Genomic DNA, 20,404 nt, shown 5'->3' on the forward strand with positions numbered 1-20,404 from the left:
AGTGGTCTTTCGTCACCGGGGGCGATGACCGGGGGCGCGGCGGCGACGAGGCTGGAAGGGAGCGAAAGGAATCGGACCGTGATCGTCACACTGATCGTTCTCTGCGAGATCGCCTTCTGGGTGCTGCTGGCCGCCGGGCTCGCGCTGCGCTACGTGGCCGAGAAGCCGCGACTGGGCGCCGCCGTGCTGCTGTGCGAGCCGCTGCTGGAACTCGTCCTGCTGGCGGTGACGGCCGTCGACCTGAAGAACGGCGCCGATCCGGACTGGAAGCACGGGCTGGCCGCGGTGTACGTCGGTTTCACGGCCGGACTCGGGCATTCCACGATCCGGTGGGTCGACGCCCGGGTCGCGCACCGTTTCGCGGGCGGTCCGCCGCCGGTGAAGCCGCCGAAGTACGGGATGGCGCGGGCCGTGCACGAGTGGCGGGTGGCCGGGCGGTGGACGGTGGCCGCTGTGACGGCGCTGGCGCTGCTCCAGGCGGCGGTCTGGTACGTCGGGGGAGACGGGGACACGGCGTCGCTGCGGTCGTGGCAGCAGACGATGGTCTTCGTGATCGGCATCAACCTGGTGATCGCGGCGGGCTACACGCTGTTCCCGAAGCGGGATCCGCGGGGCGACGCGAAGCACGTGCCGGGCCCGCCCGCGGGGTGAGGTCCCCGCGGGCGGTGGTGGTGTCCTCGGTCAGCGCTCGCCGCCCGGCACCCACAGCACGTCGCCGACCTCCTTGTTCGCCACCCGGGCGAGGATGAAGAGCAGGTCCGAGAGCCGGTTGAGGTACGTCGCCGTCAACGCGTTCATCACCTCGCCGTGCACCTCCAGCGCCGCCCACGTGGAACGCTCCGCGCGCCGGACCACCGTGCACGCCTGGTGCAGCAGAGCGGCGCCCGGGGTGCCGCCGGGCAGGATGAAGCTGCGGAGCTTCTCGGTCTGCTCCAGGAAGTGGTCGCAGTCCGCCTCCAGCTTGTCGACGTAGGACTGTTCGACCCGCAGCGGCGGGTACTTCGGCTCCTCGACGACCGGCGTCGACAGGTCCGCGCCCACGTCGAACAGGTCGTTCTGCACGCGGACGAGGACCTTGACGACGTCGTCGCCGAGCTGCCCGAGGGCGATCGCCGTGCCGATGACCGCATTGGCCTCGTTGGCGTCGGCGTACGCGGAGATCCGCAGATCGGTCTTGGCGGTCCGGCTCATGTCGCCGAGGGCGGTGGTGCCCGTGTCGCCGGTGCGGGTGTAGATACGTGTCAGGTTGACCATGCGGTCAGCCTAGTTACGCACCCGCCCTCCTGAAGACGCGTGTGCCCACTGTCACGGCGATCGCCGCGAAGCCGAGGGCGGCCAGGACGCCGTACAGCATGTGTGCGGTGGCGTACGAGCCCACGTACGCGTCCCGCACCGCGTCCACGAGGTAGCGGAACGGCGTGAAGTGCGACAGCACGTCCAGCCACCGCGGTCCCAGCGTCATCGGCAGCATCAGGCCGGAGAGCAGCATGGCAGGCATGGTGACCGAGTTGATGACCGGCCCGAACTCCTGAGGCGTACCGACCTTCATGGCCAGGGCGTACGAGAGCGAGGCGAGCGAGACCGTCAGCAGGCCGACGAACGCGAAGCCGATCAGTACGCCGGGCAGGGGCGCGCGCAGCCCCATGAGTACGGCGACGGCCACCAGCAGCACCGCCTGGAACATGAACAGCAGTGCGTCGCGCAGGACCCGGCCCAGCAGCAGCGCCATCCGGCTGACCGGGGTGACGCGCATCCGATCCACGACCCCGGTCGACTTGTCGATGATGAGGGCGAACCCGGTGAACGAGGCACCGAACAGGCCGAGTTGGAGCAGAAGTCCGGGGACCAGGACCTGCCAGGAGTCACCGTCGGGGCCGAGCGGCAGACCGGTGAGCAACGGGCCGAAGAAGAGCAGGTACAGCAGCGGCATGAGGATGCCGAAGAAGATCTGGAACCGGGAGCGCAGGGTCTGCCGGGCGTATCGCCCGAAGACGAGCGCGGTGTCGTGGAGAAGCATCGGATTCCTCTGGGCGGTCGGGCCGTGCTGCGGGGTCATACGGCGACGGGAGCGGCGTCCGCGGGTGCGGGGGAGCGCCCGGTGATCGCCAGGAAGGCGTCCTGGAGCGAGGCCGCGGGTGAGCCCGCGTGGCGGGTCTTCAATGCGGCGGGCGTTCCCTCGGCGACGACCAGGCCGCCGTCGACGACGACGAGCCGGTCCGCGAGCGCGTCGGCCTCGTCGAGGTAGTGGGTGGTGAGCACGACGGTCGTGCCGTACGTGTCGCGCAGCCGCCGCACCAGGTCCCACAGATCGGCGCGGCTGCCCGGGTCGAGCCCCGTGGTCGGCTCGTCGAGGAAGAGGACGGGCGGGCGGTGGGTGAGCCCCATCGCGAGGTCGAGCCGCCGCCGCTGGCCTCCGGAGAGCGTGACCGTCCTGCGGTCGAGCAGCCCTGTCAGGCCCAGCTCGGCGGCGAGTTCCGAGGCCCGGGTCACGGCCTCGGCCTTGCCGAGCCGGTACAGCCGGCCCTGGGTGACCAGCTCCTCCCGGACACTGATGTGCGGGTCGACGCCGCCCGACTGGGCCACGTACCCGCAGTTCTTCCGTACGCCCGCCGGGTCGGCGAGCAGATCGCGGCCGGCGACGGTGGCCGCGCCGCCGGTGGGGGCGAGCAGTGTGGTCAGCATGCGCAGGGTGGTGGTCTTGCCCGCTCCGTTGGGGCCGAGGAGTCCGACGATCTCGCCGGTCGCGACCGACATGTCGATGGAACGGACGGCCTCCACGGGACCGGTCTTCGAGGCGAAGGTCCGGGCGAGCCCGGCCGTGCTGATGATTGGCATAGCGACCACAAAAACAGAGTCACTGAAAAATTGCAATGACACCAAATATTCATGAACCCCAGAGCGTCCTACGATGGGGCCATGGCTGAGGGACTCAGGGAGCGCAAGAAGCGCCAGACCAGGCAGTACCTCTCGGACGTGGCCACCGGTCTCTTCCTGGAGCGGGGATTCGACGCGGTCACGATCGCCGAGATCGCCCGCGCCGCCGACGTCTCGGCGAACACGGTCTACAACTACTTCCCGACCAAGGAGGACCTCTTCCTCGACCGGAGCCGCGGCATCGTCGACCGCCTCTCGCGGTACGTCCGGGGACGGGACGTGGGGGAGTCCGCGGCCGACGCGGTCCTGCGCGAACTGCGCGTCCAGGTCGAGGGGGTGTCACCCACCGTCGGCCTGATGGAGGGATACGAGCGGTTCATGCGGGTCATCGAGGGCGCCGACAGCCTCAAGGCCCGCCTCTGGCACATCCAGCAGGAGGCCCTCCAGCATCTGGAGGGGACCCTTCGGGAGGAGTGCGGGAACGGGCCCGGGGACCGGACCGCGAGCCTGGTGGCCGGTCAGCTCGCCTGGGTGCACGCGACGCTCATGGCATACATCGGCGCGGAGATGGTGGCGGGCCGGAAGGCCGCCGAGGTGTCACGTGATGCCCTCGTCCTGCTCGACGACGTCGAGGACCTGCTGGGCGAAAGGGTGCTCAACTACGCCCGGCGCGCCGCCGAATGACGCATCCCGGTGTGATGTCCGTCATTTGAGACGTGACGCGCATCTCTTCGCTGCCCCAGCGCCCCTCACGGGTACTAACCTCCGCCGGAGAGCATGTGGAAGAACCGTTGAGAAAGCATAGGGGTGCCAACGTGGCCAGGAAGCTCGCCGTCATCGGCGCCGGACTCATGGGGTCCGGTATCGCGCAGGTCTCCGCCCAGGCGGGCTGGGACGTCGTGCTGCGCGATGTCACGGACGCCGCCCTGACCCGTGGCCGCGACGGCATCAAGGCCTCCTACGACAGGTTCGTCTCCAAGGGCAAGCTCGCGGAGTCCGACGCCGAGGCCGCGCTCGCCCGCATCACCACGACCACCGACCTCGACGCCGTCGCCGACGCGGACGTCGTCGTCGAGGCCGTCTTCGAGAAGCTGGAGATGAAGCACGAGATCTTCCGGACCCTCGACAAGATCGTCCGGGACGACGCCGTGCTCGCCTCCAACACCTCCGCCATCCCGATCACGAAGATCGCGGCCGTGACGGAGCGCCCGGAGCGCGTCGTCGGCGTGCACTTCTTCTCGCCGGTTCCCATGATGCAGCTCTGCGAACTCGTACGCGGCTACAAGACCAGCGACGAAACCCTCGCCACCGCAAGGGAGTTCGCCGAGTCGGTCGGCAAGACCTGCATCGTGGTCAACCGTGACGTGGCCGGCTTCGTCACCACCCGGCTGATCTCGGCGCTCGTCGTCGAGGCCGCCAAGCTGTACGAGTCTGGCGTCGCCTCGGCCGAGGACATCGACATCGCCTGCAAGCTCGGCTTCGGCCACGCCATGGGGCCCCTCGCCACCGCGGACCTGACCGGCGTCGACATCCTGCTGCACGCCACCGGGAACATCTACACCGAGTCCCAGGACGAGAAGTTCGCCGCCCCGGAGCTGATGCGCCGGATGGTCGATGCAGGTGACATCGGCCGCAAGAGCGGGCAGGGCTTCTACACCTACTGATCGTTTTCGGCCCCCGGCTGCCTGATCTGCCGTCGGTCAGACCCGGGATCCCGGGGGCCATCCTCCGGAACCTGTGGATTTGTACCGAATCCGCAGAGTTCCACCGCGTGCCTCAGTCACTCCACGGAGTGAATTCGGTATCGGTTCGCTTACAGACGGCAACTTCCCTGTCGTTGCCGCAGTCAGTTGGGGCAGAGACAGTTTCAGACAGACCGACCACGCCACGGAGCATTCAGGGGAGCGCATATGCACATCAGGGGCGACCACGCCGAGCTGGTCGTCGGGGGCCGCCTCGATGTCCGAAGCGCGGCGGACGCCCGTACGGTCCTGCACTCGGCCCTCGACGACGGAGTCGGCGACCTGGTGCTCGACCTGACCGAGCTGGATTCGTGGGACGCCACCGGGCTTGGCGTCATCATGGGCGCGCACCGCAGGGCCGGGCGCGCCGGGCGGCGGCTGGTGCTCCGCGGTGTACCGCCGCAGATGCAACGCCTGCTGGTGGCCACCCGACTGCACCGCATTCTGGCCATCGAGGGCGGAATCGCCGCGGAATCGCTGCCTCGCGTCTGAGGCGCCCGGCGGTGAACGCCCGTCCCGGGGCACCGGACCCGAGCCGCCGGGCCCGCGACGCCGGACCCATGTGCCGGTTCTGTGTACCGGCCGGGCCAAGCCACACAATCCTCACGAGACCGTGATCTGTGGGGCGGCGCGGCACCCCGGATGTTCGTAGATACTGTGCGAAGGTTTAGGGTTCGGCCGTCTGCCGATAGACGGACCCACCTGGCGGACACCGGACCGAAGCAACAGCTGGACGTGCGAGGCCGGGAGGGGCAACCGTGCTCGACGCGTCTTGGGGGCTTTGGCGATGGACCCGATACACCGGGGGCCGGAAGAGTTCGGCCACGACGGCAACGGCTTCGCCGAGGAAGCCGGCCGCCGCCGCTCTTCCCGCGATCCGCTGACGCCGGATTTCGGTCAGCAAACGCCGCAACAGGTGCGCATCGTCCCGCTCGTAGCCGGCGACCTCCTGCTGACCGTCAACCCCGTCGACGGCAGCGAGGTCGAACCGTGCCCGCCCGGGGAGCAGCCCGCCGAACCCGTCCGGCGCACCCCCGAGAAGCGGGCGGACCGGGACCGGGCCGCAGCACCCCCCGTCCCGCCCGGCCCGCCCGTCCTTCGGCTTCCCCTCCTCCAGCGCGAGGACGAACGCGAACGACTGACGCGCCTCCTGGCCCGCGGCCGCTCCGTACGGCTCACCGGACCGGCCGGTTCCGGCCGAACTGCCCTCCTGAACGCCGTCGCCGCCGACTGCGCTGAACTCGCACCCGATGGAGTCGTCCGGCTCAACGGTCACAAGCGCACCGTCGCCGACCTCCTCCACGGGCTCTTCGAGGCCGTCCACGACGCGCCGCTGCACCGCCCGGGCCGGGAACTGCTGCTGGAGAAGCTGCGGTCGACCGGCGCCGTCGTCGTCCTCGACGACCTGGAGTTCGGCGGCGCCGCACTGGACGAGCTGCTCGACGCGACGCCCGAATGCGCCTTCCTGCTGGCCGCCACACCCGATGTGGCCGCGCCCGGCCCCGACTCCCACCTCGAAGAGGTCTTCCTCGCCGGTCTCGACCGCGCCGCCTCGGTCGACCTCATGGAGCGGGTGGTCGAGCGGAAGCTCACCGAGGAGGAGGCCAACTGGGCGGGCGACCTCTGGTTCGAGTCCGAGGGCCTCCCGCTGCGGTTCGTCCAGGCGGGCGCCCTGCTGCGACAGATCGCCCTGGGGAGCACCGACCCGACCGCGTACGACGAGTACGGCTACCTGGAGAACCGCCCCGCAGGGGAGCCGGTGGCCGGGGACACCGACGGGCCGGCGGGCGCGGAAGCGGTGCTGCCCAGCCTCGGCGAGGGTGCCGCCCCCGCCGCGCTGCTCGGCTCACGGCTGAGCGAAGCCGCGCGCGACACCCTGCGCTTCGCGTGCGCGCTCGGCGGCGAGGTGCCGCACCAGGCGCATCTGCCGGCTCTCGTGGGGGACACCCACGCCGATGCGGCGCTCGGCGAGCTGGCCGACTGCGGGCTGCTGTCCCCGGCCGGCTCCCGCTACCGGCTGGCCGCCGGCGTCCTCGCCCAGCTGGAGGCCGCCGGATACGGAGAGGGCGCCACCGACCGGGCCCGGACGGTGGCCCAGCACTACGCCTGGTGGGCGGGCCACCCCTCCGTCACCCCCGCACGGGTGGTGGCGGAGGCCGATGCGATCGTCGCGGCCATGGCGCAGCTGGTGCCGGGGGACGGGGCAGGCCAGACGAGCGTCGCCGTGCTGCTGGCGCGCAGCGCCTCGCCCGCCTTCGCCGCAGGGCTGCACTGGAGCGCCTGGGAGAGGTCCCTGCGGATCGGCCAGGAGGCCGGCCGGATCGCGGGCGAGGTCGCCGAAGAGGCTTATTTCCACCACGAGTTGGGCGTGCTCGCCCTCTGTACCGGCAATCTCGACCGGGCCAGGGCCGAGCTGGAGACGTCCATCAGCATGCGCGGGGCACTCGCCGACAAGTCCGGCGCGGTGGCCGGGAGGCGGGCGCTCGCCCTGGTCGATGACCGCTCCGGCGGAACGATCGTGAGCGGTGTCATGGCGATGGGCGAGACACCGGCGAACCCGCTTCTGGCGTCGCCGCCCCGAGGCCTGCCTGCCGTCATGCCCGTCTCGATGCCGCGGACGTACCCGGACGAGACCGTCGTCATGTCCCGGCAGAGCGCTCCGCCGGTGGCCGACGAGAAGGAGGGCGGCCGCTTCGCGGTTCTGGGCGGGGCCCGGCGCAATCTGGTCGCCGCCGGCGCGGGCGTCCTGCTGGCCGGAGTGCTCGGCACGGTGGTGACCCTCGGGCTCACCTCGAACACCGACCCACAGGGTGGCTCCGGAGCCTCGACCGAGCAGTCGGTGACCGAGGGCGGTGACGCGGAGGAGGAGCTCCCGGCCGAGGAGCCCACGGACGGCACGACTCCGTCCGCCAGGACGTCGGGTTCGGCGTCGGCGTCGTCGTCGACGACGCCGGGCCCCTCGGGGAGCGAGTCCGCGCCGGCGGGCGGGAGCGGGACGTCGTCCCCGGGAGCCAGTGCTTCGGAGACGGCCCCGTCGTCGGGCGGCTCCTCGCCGGACAGGCCCTCGCCGACGCGTACGAAGCCGGGGTCGCCGAAGCCGACGCCGACGAAGTCCGACTCACCGCCGCCGAGCCCGTCGTCGACGCCGCCGGAGCCGAGCGACTCGGTGACGCCCACGGAGCCGGAGACTACGGAGCCGTCCGAGCCCGACACGTCGGACTCGGCGAGTGGGCCCTCGGGTGCGGGCACGAGTCCGTCGGTGGCCTGAGCCGGGACGCCCCGCAGGGCGCCTTGTCCTCGATCGCCGGACGGGCCTGACGCGTGCGCCCGTCCGGCTGGGTGTCCGGTCTCCGCGGAGAGGGCCCCGGCCGCCGGACGGGCCCGAAGCGCCGGACGGGCCTCAGGGGCTGTACGGGCGGCCTCGGGGGAACCGGCCGGTCAGAAGAGCCTGAGTTTGTCGTCCTCGATGCCACGCATCGCGTTGTAGTCGAGGATCACGCAGCCGATCCCGCGGTCCGTCGCCAGGACACGGGCCTGGGGCTTGATCTCCTGGGCGGCGAAGATGCCCTTCACCGGTGCCAGGTGGGGATCGCGGTTGAGCAGCTCCAGGTAGCGGGTCAGCTGCTCCACTCCGTCGATGTCACCGCGCCGCTTGAGCTCGACCGCCACGGTCCCGCCGTCGGCGTCCCGGCACAGGATGTCGACGGGGCCGATGGCGGTGAAGTACTCGCGGCGGATGAGGGTGTAGCCCTCACCGAGCGTCTCGATCCGGTCGGCGAGCAGTTCCTGGAGGTGCGCTTCCACGCCGTCCTTGATCAGGCCGGGGTCGACGCCCAGCTCGTGGGACGAGTCGTGGAGGATTTCCTCCATCGTGATGATCAGTTTTTCGCCCGCCTTGTTCACCACGGTCCAGACGCCCGCGGTGTCGTCGGAGCCCTCCTTCAGGGTGCAGGGCGGCGACATCCAGTTGAGCGGTTTGTACGCCCTGTCGTCGGCGTGAATCGACACGCTCCCGTCCGCCTTCACCAGGATCAGACGGGGAGCGGAGGGCAGGTGGGCCGTGAGCCGGCCCGCGTAGTCCACGGAGCAGCGGGCGATGACGAGACGCATGGTCGGCAACGCTACTCGACGACAGGTGCTCGACGCGATTCACCCACCCGTCACTCCATCCCCGTCCTGGAGTGACGCTTTCTGGCTTGCCCCTCTTTGAACCCCTTCGTTATTGGCCGGTTGTGTTCCCAATCTCCTGGTGCGGCCCGGACTGCGCCCTTACCGTGGATGCAGGAGGTCGCCGTACGTGCACGCTGCGTCGCCGTCCTGCTTCCCTGCCCGTAAGGCCCCGGCCCTCCGTCGGGGTCGCGAGAGGAGAACCCATGTCGCTCGACGTCTCACCGGCGCTGTTGGAACAGGCCGAGCGAGGCGAGGTCGACGAAGCCGACTTCGTCGACTGCGTCCGGACCTCCCTGCCCTACGCATGGGAGATGATCAGCTCGTTGGTGGCTCAGCTGAAGGTCGACGGCGGGGAGTTCGCCGACAACCAGACGCCGCCGCCCAACGAGCAGGCACGTGGTCAGCTGCTGCGTGCGCTCGCGAGTGATGCGATACGCGGCGCGCTGCAGCGGCACTTCGGGGTGCGTCTGGCATTCCAGAACTGCCACCGCGTCGCGGTGTTCCCGCTGGACGCCTCGGTCGACGACCGGCTCGCCCGATTCACCTCGGTGAGGGGCCAGTTGCTCAACCAGTCGCCCGAACTACGGGACTGCTGACGTCTTCTGCTGTCGCTCCGGGCCGCGGGAGGTGCAACTGGTCCGGGGCGGCAGCTCCCGTACGTACACCCTGAAACCCGTATGTGCGGGTCATTCGAGGAGCGGCAGCACTTCGGTGCCCAGCCGCGCTACGTTCTCCTCCGTGGCCACGAGATCTCCGGAACCCTCCACCAGGAGCGCGAAGCGGGTGATGCCCGTGCGCTCCGCCGTGGCCGCGAGGCGGTCGGCCGCGAGCCGGGGCGGGCCCACCGGATGAAGCCCGCACAGCAGCTCCGTGTACTCGACCGGGTCGCGCATCACCCGGTGCCGGCCGTCGACCGTCACATGGGCGCTCAGCCCCTGCCGCAGCCAGCCCGGCATCGCCTTCACCAGCGTCTCCCGGGCGTCGTCGGCACGGTCCGCGATCTGGGCCACGCCCGCGGACACGTGCCCCGCCTCCCGTACGCTTTCCGGCGATCGGCCGGCGGCGAGGGCGCAGGAACGCCAGAGGGCGACCATCTCGGCCTTCTCCTCGTCGCCGCAGTGCATCCCGAGCAGCATCGGCAAGCCGTTCTCGGCGGCGAGTTCCACGCTCTTCGGCGAGGTGCACGCGACGATCACCTCAGGGCCGCCGGGGCTCTCGCCGCTCTCCTCGTCGATCAGCTCGTCGGCCCGGGGGACCACCGCCACCTCACGGAAGCCGTAGCGCTCCCCGCGGCCCGCCACCCGCGCCTCGCGCAGCCAGTCGAGCAGCAGCCCCAGAGACTCCGGGAAGCCGTTCTCGTACGCCTCCAGGCCGCCGCCGAACACCTCCAGGTCGATCCAGGGACCGCCCCGGCCGACGCCGAGGGTGAATCGGCCGCCGCTGGTGAGGTGGAGCAGCGCGGCCTGCTCACCGAGGGCCACCGGATGCTGGGTCGGCAGCACGCTCACCGCCGTACCGACGCGGATTCTGCGCGTGCGGCCGAGCAGCAGCGCTGCCAGCGTCACGGCCGACGGGCAGACCCCGTACGGCACGAAATGATGTTCGGCCAGCCAGACCGAGTCGAGGCCGGACTCCTCCGCGACCTCGGCGGACCGGACCGCGCGGTGCAGCGCCTCACCCGGACCCTGTCCCGGAAACTGGGCTGCCAGTACGAACGTTCCCACACGCATCGCCAGATACCTCCTTGCGGCCGACGCGGCTCTCCCCTACTGGCAACAACGTCTGACACGTGCCAAAGGCACGGTCCGACGGGAAGTTGTTGCGATTTTCCGCTAACCCGTCCCGCCCCGGGCGGTGCGGAACGTCTGCCCCGGCCGAATGGCTCTACGCTGGTCGGGAACTGCCCAGCCTGCCCCGTGAGGTGTCACGTGTCCCCGCGCCGTAACCGCCCCCGAGGCGGCGAGAGTCCCACCGACAACGCCAGCACGGCGGGGGACCGGTACGGCGGCGGAGGGCGCTCGGAGGAGTGGCAGGGCGAGGAGTGGTCGGTCCGCCCGGTGAGCGGCGCGAGCGCCGCGGGCAAGCGCTACCGGTGCCCCGGCTGCGACCAGGAGATCCCTTCGGGCATCCCGCACCTGGTCGCCTGGTCCGAGTACGGCGGGATCGACGACCGCAGGCACTGGCACAAGGCGTGCTGGAACGCGAGGGACCGCCGCACCACGCAGGTGCAGCGGTCCAGGAACGCGCCTCGGCACTGAACGGCCGCCGGAGCGGCCGACGGCGTCAGACGTCGCGGTGGTTCATCGCCAGGTAGGCGCCGCCCAGGGCCACGGCGGTCACGCCGAGCATGATCCACAGCGGGTCCCAGCCGGACGGTCCGCCGGACGACGTGACCGAGTTGTCGTAGAAGATGCTGAGCTGGTTGGGGATCGAGTACTCCAGGAGCCACTCCTGGAGCGACCGCAGAGACTCGGTGAACATGAAGATGGCCAGCACGAGCGGCAGCAGGACGACGCCGATCATGATGGTGATCGCCCCGGCCGAGTGCCGGATCAGCGCGCCGATGCCCAGCGAGAGCAGCCCCAGCGACGCCATGTAGAGGCCCACCCCGACCGTGCCGCGCAGCCACTCGTCACCGCTGGGCGCCTCGGCGTCCAGGATGGACGTCTGGAGCAGGGCGACGATCGTGGTCATCACGGTCGTCAGGACGAACGTGAGCAGGAAGAAGACGATGGCCTTCGCGCTGAGCACCCGGGCCCGGCTCGGGCAGGCCGTCAGCGTCGTGCGGATCATGCCGGTTCCGTACTCCGACGCGATCGTCATCACGCCGAGCGTGATCACACAGATCGATCCCAGGAGCACCCCGAAGAATCCCAGGCTGAGTACGGGGGTGGAGCCCATGTCGGAGTCGGAGGCGTTGACCACGACCGCCGAGAGCACCCCGATGGCGAGCAGCAGCACGATCATGACGCCGAGCGTCCACATCGTGGAGCGCACGGAACGGATCTTGGTCCACTCGGAGGCGAGCGCGTCGCCGAGGGTGGCGGGGCGCACCGGGATCGGCGAGGTGTAGTAGCCCGCCCGCATGCCCTGCCCGTGCTGCTGGGGAGCGGGGGGCTGCTGGTACGCCTGCTGCTGGTAGGGCGCCTGCTGGTGCGGCGCCTGCGGCGCCGGCGGCGTGGACGGCGTTGTCATCGGGAGTCCTCGCTGGTCTCGCTCTTGGTCAGGTCTGCGGGGGGTCCGGCGGGCGCGGCCGGGGCGGGAACGGGAGCCGCGGCGGGAGGCGCAGGAGCGGCGGGTGCCGCAGGAGCAGCCGGGGCCGCTGCCGGGGCCGCGGGGGCCGGGGTGCCCGCGTACGGGTTCTGGCCGGGCGGCGGCGGGGCGTACCAGCCCTGCTGGGGCGCCTCGGGAACGCTCTGCGGAGGCGGCGCGTATCCCTGCTGCGGCCCGTATCCGCCGGGCTGCGGCGGTGCCTGCAGGTGGGCCACGTGGTCGGCCGTCGAGCGGTAGTCCACGGCGCCCTGCGTCATCCGCATGTACGCCTCCTCCAGGGAGGCCTGGTGCGGCGAGAGCTCCCACAGCCGGACGTCGGCCTCATGGGCCAGATCGCTGATCCGCGGCAGCCGCAGCCCGGTGATCCGCAGTGCTCCGTCCGGCTCCGACATCACCTGGCCGCCCGCCTCGGTGAGGGTGGCGGTGAGCTTCTCCCGCTGCTCGGGCCCGTCGTCCGGGACCCGGACGCGGGCAAAATCGGCCGAGTTGGCCGAGATGAAGTCCGTGATGCTCATGTCGGCCATCAGCTGGCCGCGGCCGATCACGATCAGGTGGTCGGCGGTGAGGGCCATCTCGCTCATCAGATGGCTGGACACGAAGACCGTCCGGCCCTCGGACGCCAGCATCTTCATCAGGTTGCGGACCCAGAGGATGCCCTCCGGGTCGAGTCCGTTGACCGGCTCGTCGAAGAGCAGCACCTGCGGGTCGCCCAGCAGCGCGGCCGCGATGCCCAGACGCTGCCCCATGCCCAGCGAGAAGCCCTTGGACCGCTTCCGTGCGACCTGCTGGAGACCGACGACGCCCAGCACCTCGTCGACCCGGGCGGCCGGGATGCCGGCGAGCTGGGCGAGCGAGAGCAGGTGGTTGCGGGCGCTGCGCCCGCCGTGCACGGCCTTGGCGTCGAGCAGCGCGCCGACCTGGCGCGGCGCGTTCGGCAGATTGCGGAAGTCATGGCCGCCGATGGTCACCCGGCCCGCCGTCGGCCGGTCCAGGCCGAGAATCATCCGCATCGTGGTCGACTTGCCCGACCCGTTGGGACCGAGGAACCCGGTGACGGCACCGGGCCGCACCTGGAAGGAAAGGTTGTACACGGCCGTCTTCGCGCCATAGCGCTTGGTCAGGCCGACTGCCTCGATCATGCTCCAGCCCCATCGACTTATCTGTCGTCGGGGCACAGGCCGTCGGCCGCACGCCCCCCGTATGAGTGAGGAGGATATCCAGGCCTTGACGGTTCCGGCCAAGTCGTTACCCGGGCGAGTCCCTGCCGGGGCCGTGAACCGGTGCCGTGAACCGGGCGGTCCACGGCATCCGCTCAGGCGTCGCGCTTCTTGAGTACGAGGAATCCGCCGATCACCGCGGCCGCCACCCACGCGACCATGATCAGCAGCCCGGCCCAGGGCCCGTACGGAGCCGGATCGCTGTTCATCGCGTCCGGCACCACCTGCATGATCTTGGAACCTGCCTGGTCGGGGAAGTACTGGGCGACGCTCTTGGCCCCCGGAACGGCCGACAGGATCTGCGAGACGAGGAAGAAGAACGGCATCAGGATGCCGAGCGACAGCATGGAGCTCCGCAGCATCGCCGCCACCCCCATGGAGAAGATCGCGATCAGCCCCATGTAGATACCGGCGCCGAAGACCGCCCGAAGCACGTTGTCCTCGCCGATGCCGATGCCGTGGTCACCGAGCAGGGCCTGGCCGAGGAAGAACGACACGAAACTGGTGACCATGCCGACGACCAGGGCCAGCACACCGGCGACCAGCATCTTGCTGAAGAGGAAGGTGGCGCGCTGCGGCACCGCCGCCAGGGAGGTGCGGATCATGCCGGAGCTGTACTCCGTGCCGACCACCAGGACGCCGAAGACGACCATCGCCAGCTGGCCGAGAATCATCCCGGAGAAGCTGATGAAGGTGGGGTCGAAGGTGGCCCGCTCCGCATCGGAGAGATCGTCGAACTGGGAGTTCATCACCGCACAGAGCGCTGCGCTCATCGCGACGGTGACGGCGAACGCGCAGATCAGCGTCCAGGTCGTCGAGGAGACCGTACGGATCTTGGTCCATTCGGAGGTCAGGACCGCGGGTACCGATGCCATCGCCGTCACACCCCCGTTCCGGTGCCGGAACCGCCGGGAGCCCCCGGGGTGCCACCGGGTGGCCGGTTCCACTGATCGCCCCAGTGCGGTCCCACCGGCGGTGCCTCACCGCGCTCCGAGTGTGCGTGGTACTCCACCGAGTCCGCCGTCATCTGCATGAACGCCTCCTCCAGCGAAGCCCGCTGGGAGCTCAGCTCGTGCAGCACGATCGTGTGCCGGGCGGCGAGCTCGCCCAGGGCCTCGGTGGTGGCGCCGTCGATCTCCAGCGTGCCGTTGCCCGACTCGACCGCGACGATTCCCTCGGCGTGCAGGACGTCCCGCAGCCGCTCCTGCTGCGGGGAGCGCAGCCGCACGTAACTGCGGGAGTTCTGATGGATGAAGTCGGCCATCGAGGTGTCGGCGAGCAGCCGGCCCTGCCCGATCACGATCAAGTGGTCCGCGGTCAGGGCCATTTCGCTCATCAGATGAGAGGAGACGAAGATCGTCCGGCCTTCCGCCGCGAGTGCCTTCATCAGATTGCGGATCCAGTGAATTCCCTCGGGGTCCAGACCGTTGACGGGTTCGTCGAACATCAGAATCTCGGGATCGCCCAGCAGCGCCGACGCGATTCCCAGGCGCTGACCCATACCGAGGGAGAACCCCTTGGACTTCTTCTTCGCCACCGCGGTCAGGCCGACGGTGTCGAGGACCTCCGCCACCCGGCTCTCCGGGATCCGGTTGCTCTGGGCGAGACAGAGGAGGTTGTTGTAGGCGCTGCGGCCACCGTGCATCGACTTGGCGTCCAGCAGCGCGCCGATGTACTTCAGGGGCTCCGACAGCTCGCGGTAGTGCTTGCCGTCGATGCGCACCGATCCACTGGTGGGGTTGTCGAGATCGAGCATCATCCGCATCGTGGTGGACTTGCCCGCCCCGTTGGGTCCCAGGAAACCCGTCACCATCCCCGGTTTGATCCGGCACGACAACTGGTCGACGGCAACCTTGTTGCCGAAGCGCTTGGTGAGGCCATCGAGCTCGATCATGCGCTCACGCTAGAACGGCCGCGCGCCCGGCGCCACCACAAGGGCGGAACCGGGCGCGCAAGGGTTGGACCGGCTGAGTGATCAGCGGGTCTGCTGTGCCGGGACGCCGCGGGAGGCCGGCTCCTCGTCGGCGGGGGAGCCGGCGGCTGCCACCGCGGCACCGGTCAGCGTCGCCAGCATCTCGCGGACGTTGGTCAGCTGCGCGTTGATCGAGTCGCGGCGGTTGGTGAGCGCCGCCAGCTCGCGCTCCGATTCGCTGCGGATCCGGTCGGCCTTCGCGTTGGCGTCGGCCACGATGTCCTCGGCCTGGCGCTGAGCGGTCTCCACCGTCTGACGGGCGCGGCGCTCGGCGTCCGTGCGAAGCTTCTCGGCCTCCAGGCGGAGCTGCTCGGCGCGGTGCTCGATCTCGGCCAGACGCTTCTCGGCCTTGGCCTGACGGGACGCGAGGTCGCGCTCCGACTGGTCGCGGCGCTTGGCCAGGTTGGTCTCGAAGTCCGCGGCGGCCTGAGCGGCCTTGGCGCGGGTCTCCTCGAAGAGGGCGTCGGCCTCCTCGCGCTTCTGGGACGCGTCCTTCTGCGCGTCCGAGCGCAGCGTGGTGGCCTCACCCTGGGCCTTCTCGACGATGCGGACGCCGTCGTCCTCGGCCTTGGCCTTGCGCTCGGCGGCGAAGGTCTCGGCGTCGTTGCGCACCTGCTGGGCGGCGGACTCGGCGAGCTCACGGTGCTGCTCGGCGGCGCGACGGGCCTCCTCACGCAGGTCCTTGGCCTCCTCCTCGGCAAGGCGGAGAATCTTCTCCACACGCGCGCCGAGACCCGCGTACGACGGTTCCGCGTCGTTCACCTGGGCCTGGGCGTTCTGCGTTTCGAGGTGGAGCTCCTCGATGCGCTTTTCCAGAGACGTGATGCGGGCGAGAGCACTATCACGGTCGGCGACGAGCTTGGTAATGCGGTCATCCACCTGACCGCGGTCGTAACCACGCCGCACGAGCTCGAAGCCGAAGGGGGAGGAAGGGTCACTCATGGGGTTCCTGTCGAAGTGAGACCGGTGAGGTGATAGAGGGAATCCTAGGCGCCAGAACGGCGTGTCATCGAGCAGATGCCCGTTTGATCTGGAGAATGACACCCCTTTTGAGTGGCTGACCCCCGTAACCCTTGCCACTCGGAGGGTCGAACGTCCTTGCCGGACCGCTGAAGAGCACCGGGTGACTACCCATCCGACTGCTTGCCACCCGCACGAGTGCCCGCCGCGGCCGTGGTCTTGACGCCGCCGGGCGGACCGGCACCCGCGCTCTTGCCGCCTGCCCCGGGAGTCTCGAAAGATTCCAACGCCTCCAGGACGTCCTGGACACGGGAGATCTCCGTGTTGATGTCCGCACGCCGGCGCACCAGGACATCGAGCTCGCGCCGGCCCTCGTCCACCGTCTGCTTGGCCTCGGTCTCGGCGTCGGCCCGCAGCTTCTCGGCCTCGCGCACCAGGCTGGCCTTCTTCTGCTCGGCCTCCTTGAGCAGCGACTCGGCCCGCTTCACGGCGGCGATCCGGACCTTGCTCGCTTCCGAGTTGGCGTCGGAGAGGAGTTCCTTGGCCTTCGCCGCGGCTTCCTCGCGCTGCTCGGTCGCCGCCTTCATCAGATTGTCGACGCGCTCGCCGGCCGTCTTCATCTGCTCGGACGTCTCCCGCCGGGCACGGTCGTGCAGCTCCTCGATCTCGCTCTCCAGGCGGGTCCTGAGCTCCTCGGCCCGCTCCCGGATCTGGGTGGCGTCCCGGCGCGCGCCGACCAGCAGCTCGTCCGCGTCCGTCCGGGCCCGCTCCACCAGGGTGTTGCCCTCGACGGTCGCCGCGGAAGTGATCCGCACGGCCTCCTTGCGGGCCACCCCGACCATCGTGTCGGCCTGCTCCTCGGCCTCGGTGGCAGCGCGAAGCGCCTCCTCCTGGGCCTTGTTGATGAGCTGGTCCGCCTGCTCGGCGGCGTCGGCACGGCGCTTCGACGCGGACTCGCGCGCCTCGTCCAGCAGCCGGTCCGCCTCCTGGCGGGCCTCGGCGCGCATCTGCTCGGCCGCCGCCTCGGCGTCGGCGCGCAGCCGCTCCGACTCCTCGCGGGTACGGGCCGCGTGCTCCTGCGCGGAACCGACGGTCGCCGACGCCTCCGCCCGCAGCCGCTCGGCCTCGCCCGCCGCCTCGTCACCGAGCCGGGCCGCCTGCTGCGTCGCCTCGTTGCGGACCCGCTCGGCCTCGGCCGTGGCCTCGGACACCAGGCCGTCGGCCTGCTCCGCGGCCTGGGACCGCATCCGGTTGGCGTCCTCACGGGCCTCGGCCCGGCTGCGCGACGCGTCCTGCTCGGCGGACGCCAGGGCGTCGGACGCCTCGGTACGCATCCGCTGGCTGTACTCCGCGGTGTCGGCCCGCAGCTTCTCCGACTCGGCGATCGCGTCGGACACCGTCCGCTCGGCCATCGCCGTCGCGGCCTCGGTCTCCTCCTGCGCCACCCGCCGGACCCTGGCCGCGTCCTCGCCGGCCCGCTCCCGCTCCGCGTACGCGTCGGAGCGGACCCGGTCCGCCTCCTCCTGCGCCTCGGACCTCGTCCGCTCCGCGACATGCTCGGCGGTGGAGCGCAGCCCGGCGATCTCCGCCTCGGCCTGCTCCTGGAGCCCGCTGACCGAATCCCGTACCTGCTGGGCGGTCTGCTCGGCCGCGGAGACCATCTCGGTCGCCCGCGCGTCCGCCTCCTCGACCAGGCGCTGGGCCTCGGCCTGCGCCTCCTCGACCCGCTTGCGGGCGGAGGCCAGGAGCTCCTCGCTCTGCTCGCGGGCCCGCGAGCGCTCCTGGTTCGCCTCGGTACGCGCCGCGTCGAGGGTCTCCTCGGCCTCGCGGCGGCGCCGGTTCGCCTCCTCCTGGGCGGCGGCCAGCGCCTCGGCGGCCTCCGTGCCCACCCGCTCGGCGGCGGCCGCGGCCTCCGACCGCACCCGGCCGGCACTCTCCTGCGCCTCGGTCTTCAGCCGCTCGGCCTCGGCGGCCGCCTCACTGCGCAGCCGTACGGCGACGGACTCGCCCTCCGCACGGGACTGCGCGGCATCGGCCGCGGCCTCGTCGCGCAGCCGCTGGGCCTCGGCCTCGGACTGCCCCTGGAGCGTGCGCATCCGCTCGGCGGCCTCCGCGCGCAGCCGCTCGGACTCCTCGTTCGTCTCGCGCCGGATGCGCTCCGCGTCGGAACGCGCCTCGCCCAGCGTCTGCTCGGCGGTGGCGACCCGGGTCTCGGCCTCGGTGTGCAGCCGGGTCAGCTCGTCGGCCGCCTCCGACTGCCGGACCGCGATCGCGCGCTCGGTCTCCTCGCGCAGCTCCGCCGCCGCCTGTTCGGCAGCGGCCGTCGCCGACCGGGCCTGCTCCTCGGACTCGGTGCGCAACTGCTCGGCCTCGGCGCGGGCCCGCTCCAGGGCCTCCTCCGCCTGCTTCCTCAGCGCCGCCGCCCGCTCGGTGGCCTCGCTGCGGACCCGCTCGCTCTCGGTGCCCGCCGCGCCGCGCAGTTCCTCCGCGTCCGCCTTGGCCTTGGCCAGCAGCTCCTCGGCGGTCTTCGCGCCCTCCTCGATCTGCTGGAGGGCCTCGCGGCGGGCCTCGCCGCGGATCCGCTCGCCCTCGGCGACCGCTTCGGAACGCAGCTGCTCGGCCTCGCCGCGCAGCCGGCGCGCCTCCTCCTGGAGCTCGACCGTCTTGGCCCGGTACTCCTTGGTGTCGTCCTTGGCCGCGCCCTTGAGCTGGTCGGCCTGCTCGGCGGCCTCGCCGCGCAGCCGGTCCGCCTCGGCCTCCGCCTCACGGCGGATCCGGTCGGCCTCCTCGCTCGCCGCCCTGGTGGTCGACTTCGCGTCGTCGGACGCCTTGGTCAGCACCTCCTCGGCGGCACGGGCCGCCTTGGCGAGCTGGGCCGCGGCGTCCTCCGCCGCGGCGGTGCGCGCGGTGTCGGCCGCCTCGGAACGGAGCCGGTCCGCCTCGGCACGGGCATCGGCGAGCGCCTGCTCGGCCTCCGCCTTGAGGGACTCGGCGTCCTTGGTGGCCTCGCCGACCAGCCGGGCGATCTCCGACTTGGCGGTACGGGTGCGCTGTTCGTTCTGCGACTCGGCGCCGGCCAGCCGCTTGACCGCGGCCTCCTTCGCCTCGGACAGCACCTTCTCGGCCTCGACGCGCGCCTCGCGCAGCTGGGTCTCGGCCTCCTGCATGCGCTGCTCGGCGGCCCGGTTCAGCTCGGTGGTCTGCTGCCGGGTCTGCTCGGTCTCGGCCGTCGTCGAGGTACGCAGCTGCTCGGCGTGCGCAGTGGCCTCCTGCGCCTGGCTGGAGGCGGCGCCCAGCATCCGCTCGGCGTCCTTGCGGGCGCGCAGCAGGATCGACTCGGCCTCGGAGCGGGCGGACTCGGCCTCGGAGCCGAGGCGCTGCCGCGTCTCGTCGGCCAGCCGGGAAGTCTCGGCACGGGCGGCGCCCAGCGCCTGCTCGGCCTCGGCCCGCGACTCCTCCAGGAGCCTGCGGGCCTGGGACTCGGTCCTGGCGCGCAGCTGCTCGGCCCACGCCACGTTCTCGTTGACGTGGGACTCGACGGTCTGGCGGCGCTCCGCCAGTTCCTGGTCGAGCTGCTGGCGGCGCTGCACGGCCTCGTTGTGCAGTTCGGCCTGGAGCCGCGCCTGGTGCTCGGCGTGCTCCTGAAGGATCCGCTGCGTCTGCGCGCGGGCGTCACGCAGCTCGCGCTCGGCGTCGTTGCGCAGCTGGTCGGCCTGGATCTGCGCGTTACGGAGCAACTGCTCCGCCTGGTAACCGATGTCCGCGCTGTCGTAGGCGGGACGGGTCGCCAGACTGCGCCGGGCCTCGTGCAGCTTGGCACGCAAGACCTCGACCTGGTAGCCGAGGTCCTCGGCGTGCTGGACAGCCTTCTCCCGGTCGGTCTTCAGCCGGTCCATCTCGGCTTCGAACCGCGAGAGATGGTCGTCTTCAGCTCGGTGGCTCTCCTGGCGTTCGTAGCCCCGCACTGCGCGGTCCCATCCTTCCCCGAGCTCTCAACTTCGTTCGAACAGGGGAGGCCCCAACCCTGGTCGCAAACTCCAAACGAGTACCGCTCGCCGGCGAACGGTCCCCCGGGGAATGGTGACAGATCAACGGCTGGGGACGCGGCGCGGCCCCGACCCGGCCCCGGCCCGGAACAGCCCACTCTACCGGGCCGGGTATCTCTGAGAAGCTGTTGTCCGGCTCGAGCTGATCCA

General features: G+C 71.1%; 18 protein-coding genes. 7 read left to right on the plus strand and 11 right to left on the minus strand.

The window, feature by feature from the left end; translation table 11 throughout:
- Positions 1 to 78: 78 nt before the first annotated feature.
- Positions 79 to 651 carry a hypothetical protein gene (locus tag ABT025_RS07150; protein ID WP_350990763.1) on the plus strand — a complete coding sequence of 191 codons (573 nt, stop codon included), beginning with the start codon at positions 79 to 81 and terminating at the stop codon, positions 649 to 651.
- A 30-nt stretch (positions 652 to 681) separates the two neighbouring features.
- Here ABT025_RS07150 and ABT025_RS07155 read toward each other — a convergent pair whose 3' ends face one another.
- Genes ABT025_RS07155 through ABT025_RS07165 form a run of 3 tightly spaced genes read right to left on the minus strand, consistent with a single transcriptional unit; the run spans position 682 to position 2,835 of the window.
- Complete coding sequence (locus tag ABT025_RS07155) at positions 682 to 1,254, minus strand: cob(I)yrinic acid a,c-diamide adenosyltransferase (RefSeq protein ID WP_350990765.1); 573 nt, start codon at positions 1,252 to 1,254, stop codon at positions 682 to 684.
- Between the two features lie 13 nt (positions 1,255 to 1,267).
- Complete coding sequence (locus tag ABT025_RS07160) at positions 1,268 to 2,017, minus strand: ABC transporter permease (RefSeq protein WP_350990767.1); 750 nt, start codon at positions 2,015 to 2,017, stop codon at positions 1,268 to 1,270.
- Positions 2,018 to 2,052: 35 nt separating this feature from the next.
- The gene (locus ABT025_RS07165) at positions 2,053 to 2,835 is read right to left on the minus strand and encodes an ABC transporter ATP-binding protein (RefSeq protein ID WP_350990769.1); all 783 of its coding nucleotides are present in this window, start codon (positions 2,833 to 2,835) and stop codon (positions 2,053 to 2,055) included.
- 81 nt (positions 2,836 to 2,916) lie between these two features.
- On the opposite strand from ABT025_RS07165, the gene ABT025_RS07170 reads away from it, so the two are divergent.
- The 4 genes from ABT025_RS07170 (at position 2,917) to ABT025_RS07185 (ending at position 7,884) form a co-directional block, all read left to right on the plus strand.
- The gene (locus ABT025_RS07170) at positions 2,917 to 3,558 is read left to right on the plus strand and encodes a TetR/AcrR family transcriptional regulator (RefSeq protein WP_350990771.1); all 642 of its coding nucleotides are present in this window, start codon (positions 2,917 to 2,919) and stop codon (positions 3,556 to 3,558) included.
- A gap of 131 nt (positions 3,559 to 3,689) precedes the next feature.
- Positions 3,690 to 4,538 (plus strand): 3-hydroxyacyl-CoA dehydrogenase family protein, encoded by an 849-nt coding sequence (locus ABT025_RS07175; RefSeq protein ID WP_350990863.1) that lies wholly within the window; start codon positions 3,690 to 3,692, stop codon positions 4,536 to 4,538.
- A gap of 246 nt (positions 4,539 to 4,784) precedes the next feature.
- The gene (locus ABT025_RS07180) at positions 4,785 to 5,108 is read left to right on the plus strand and encodes an STAS domain-containing protein (protein WP_018102617.1); all 324 of its coding nucleotides are present in this window, start codon (positions 4,785 to 4,787) and stop codon (positions 5,106 to 5,108) included.
- Positions 5,109 to 5,403: 295 nt separating this feature from the next.
- Positions 5,404 to 7,884: an ATP-binding protein gene (locus ABT025_RS07185; RefSeq protein ID WP_350990776.1), complete on the plus strand. Its 2,481-nt coding sequence runs from the start codon at positions 5,404 to 5,406 to the stop codon at positions 7,882 to 7,884.
- A 170-nt stretch (positions 7,885 to 8,054) separates the two neighbouring features.
- Here the strand turns inward: ABT025_RS07185 and nucS are convergent, their stop codons facing one another.
- Positions 8,055 to 8,726 (minus strand): endonuclease NucS, encoded by a 672-nt coding sequence (gene nucS / locus ABT025_RS07190; protein WP_350990778.1) that lies wholly within the window; start codon positions 8,724 to 8,726, stop codon positions 8,055 to 8,057.
- A 263-nt stretch (positions 8,727 to 8,989) separates the two neighbouring features.
- Here nucS and ABT025_RS07195 point away from each other — a divergent pair, with 263 nt between their 5' ends.
- Entirely contained in the window at positions 8,990 to 9,382 is a 393-nt protein-coding gene (locus tag ABT025_RS07195; RefSeq protein ID WP_136328739.1) for an SCO5389 family protein, read from the plus strand.
- A 90-nt stretch (positions 9,383 to 9,472) separates the two neighbouring features.
- Here the strand turns inward: ABT025_RS07195 and ABT025_RS07200 are convergent, their stop codons facing one another.
- The gene (locus ABT025_RS07200; protein ID WP_350990781.1) at positions 9,473 to 10,516 is read right to left on the minus strand and encodes an LLM class flavin-dependent oxidoreductase; all 1,044 of its coding nucleotides are present in this window, start codon (positions 10,514 to 10,516) and stop codon (positions 9,473 to 9,475) included.
- A gap of 198 nt (positions 10,517 to 10,714) precedes the next feature.
- Between ABT025_RS07200 and ABT025_RS07205 the strand changes: the two genes are divergently transcribed.
- Complete coding sequence (locus ABT025_RS07205) at positions 10,715 to 11,044, plus strand: Rv1322 family protein (RefSeq protein ID WP_350990783.1); 330 nt, start codon at positions 10,715 to 10,717, stop codon at positions 11,042 to 11,044.
- Between the two features lie 25 nt (positions 11,045 to 11,069).
- Here ABT025_RS07205 and ABT025_RS07210 read toward each other — a convergent pair whose 3' ends face one another.
- The 6 genes from ABT025_RS07210 to scy form a co-directional block, all read right to left on the minus strand.
- Positions 11,070 to 11,981 carry an ABC transporter permease gene (locus ABT025_RS07210; RefSeq protein ID WP_350990785.1) on the minus strand — a complete coding sequence of 304 codons (912 nt, stop codon included), beginning with the start codon at positions 11,979 to 11,981 and terminating at the stop codon, positions 11,070 to 11,072.
- Entirely contained in the window at positions 11,978 to 13,198 is a 1,221-nt protein-coding gene (locus ABT025_RS07215; RefSeq protein WP_350990787.1) for an ATP-binding cassette domain-containing protein, read from the minus strand. The genes ABT025_RS07210 and ABT025_RS07215 overlap by 4 nt, the downstream gene beginning before the upstream one ends.
- Positions 13,199 to 13,371: 173 nt before the next feature.
- Positions 13,372 to 14,151 carry an ABC transporter permease gene (locus tag ABT025_RS07220; RefSeq protein WP_350990789.1) on the minus strand — a complete coding sequence of 260 codons (780 nt, stop codon included), beginning with the start codon at positions 14,149 to 14,151 and terminating at the stop codon, positions 13,372 to 13,374.
- 5 nt (positions 14,152 to 14,156) lie between these two features.
- Positions 14,157 to 15,170 carry an ATP-binding cassette domain-containing protein gene (locus ABT025_RS07225; protein ID WP_350990791.1) on the minus strand — a complete coding sequence of 338 codons (1,014 nt, stop codon included), beginning with the start codon at positions 15,168 to 15,170 and terminating at the stop codon, positions 14,157 to 14,159.
- A gap of 81 nt (positions 15,171 to 15,251) precedes the next feature.
- Positions 15,252 to 16,190 (minus strand): coiled-coil domain-containing protein, encoded by a 939-nt coding sequence (locus ABT025_RS07230; RefSeq protein WP_350990793.1) that lies wholly within the window; start codon positions 16,188 to 16,190, stop codon positions 15,252 to 15,254.
- 185 nt (positions 16,191 to 16,375) lie between these two features.
- Positions 16,376 to 20,173, minus strand: a complete 3,798-nt coding sequence (scy, locus tag ABT025_RS07235; protein WP_350990795.1) for a polarized growth protein Scy — start codon at positions 20,171 to 20,173, stop codon at positions 16,376 to 16,378.
- Between the last annotated feature and the right edge of the window lie 231 nt (positions 20,174 to 20,404).

The organism is Streptomyces sp. NPDC002809 (assembly GCF_040295435.1).
Classification (GTDB): Bacteria; Actinomycetota; Actinomycetes; order Streptomycetales; family Streptomycetaceae; genus Streptomyces.

Excerpts from the sequence above, each read along its gene's own strand:
- ABT025_RS07155 (WP_350990765.1), bottom strand. The coding sequence starts at position 1,254 with ATGGTCAACCTGACACGTATCTACACCCGCACCGGCGACACGGGCACC.
- ABT025_RS07160 (WP_350990767.1), bottom strand. The coding sequence starts at position 2,017 with ATGCTTCTCCACGACACCGCGCTCGTCTTCGGGCGATACGCCCGGCAG.
- ABT025_RS07165 (WP_350990769.1), bottom strand. The coding sequence starts at position 2,835 with ATGCCAATCATCAGCACGGCCGGGCTCGCCCGGACCTTCGCCTCGAAG.
- ABT025_RS07170 (WP_350990771.1), top strand. The coding sequence starts at position 2,917 with ATGGCTGAGGGACTCAGGGAGCGCAAGAAGCGCCAGACCAGGCAGTAC.
- ABT025_RS07180 (WP_018102617.1), top strand. The coding sequence starts at position 4,785 with ATGCACATCAGGGGCGACCACGCCGAGCTGGTCGTCGGGGGCCGCCTC.
- ABT025_RS07185 (WP_350990776.1), top strand. The coding sequence starts at position 5,404 with ATGGACCCGATACACCGGGGGCCGGAAGAGTTCGGCCACGACGGCAAC.
- nucS (WP_350990778.1), bottom strand. The coding sequence starts at position 8,726 with ATGCGTCTCGTCATCGCCCGCTGCTCCGTGGACTACGCGGGCCGGCTC.
- ABT025_RS07195 (WP_136328739.1), top strand. The coding sequence starts at position 8,990 with ATGTCGCTCGACGTCTCACCGGCGCTGTTGGAACAGGCCGAGCGAGGC.
- ABT025_RS07200 (WP_350990781.1), bottom strand. The coding sequence starts at position 10,516 with ATGCGTGTGGGAACGTTCGTACTGGCAGCCCAGTTTCCGGGACAGGGT.
- ABT025_RS07210 (WP_350990785.1), bottom strand. The coding sequence starts at position 11,981 with ATGACAACGCCGTCCACGCCGCCGGCGCCGCAGGCGCCGCACCAGCAG.
- ABT025_RS07215 (WP_350990787.1), bottom strand. The coding sequence starts at position 13,198 with ATGATCGAGGCAGTCGGCCTGACCAAGCGCTATGGCGCGAAGACGGCC.
- ABT025_RS07220 (WP_350990789.1), bottom strand. The coding sequence starts at position 14,151 with ATGGCATCGGTACCCGCGGTCCTGACCTCCGAATGGACCAAGATCCGT.
- ABT025_RS07225 (WP_350990791.1), bottom strand. The coding sequence starts at position 15,170 with ATGATCGAGCTCGATGGCCTCACCAAGCGCTTCGGCAACAAGGTTGCC.
- ABT025_RS07230 (WP_350990793.1), bottom strand. The coding sequence starts at position 16,190 with ATGAGTGACCCTTCCTCCCCCTTCGGCTTCGAGCTCGTGCGGCGTGGT.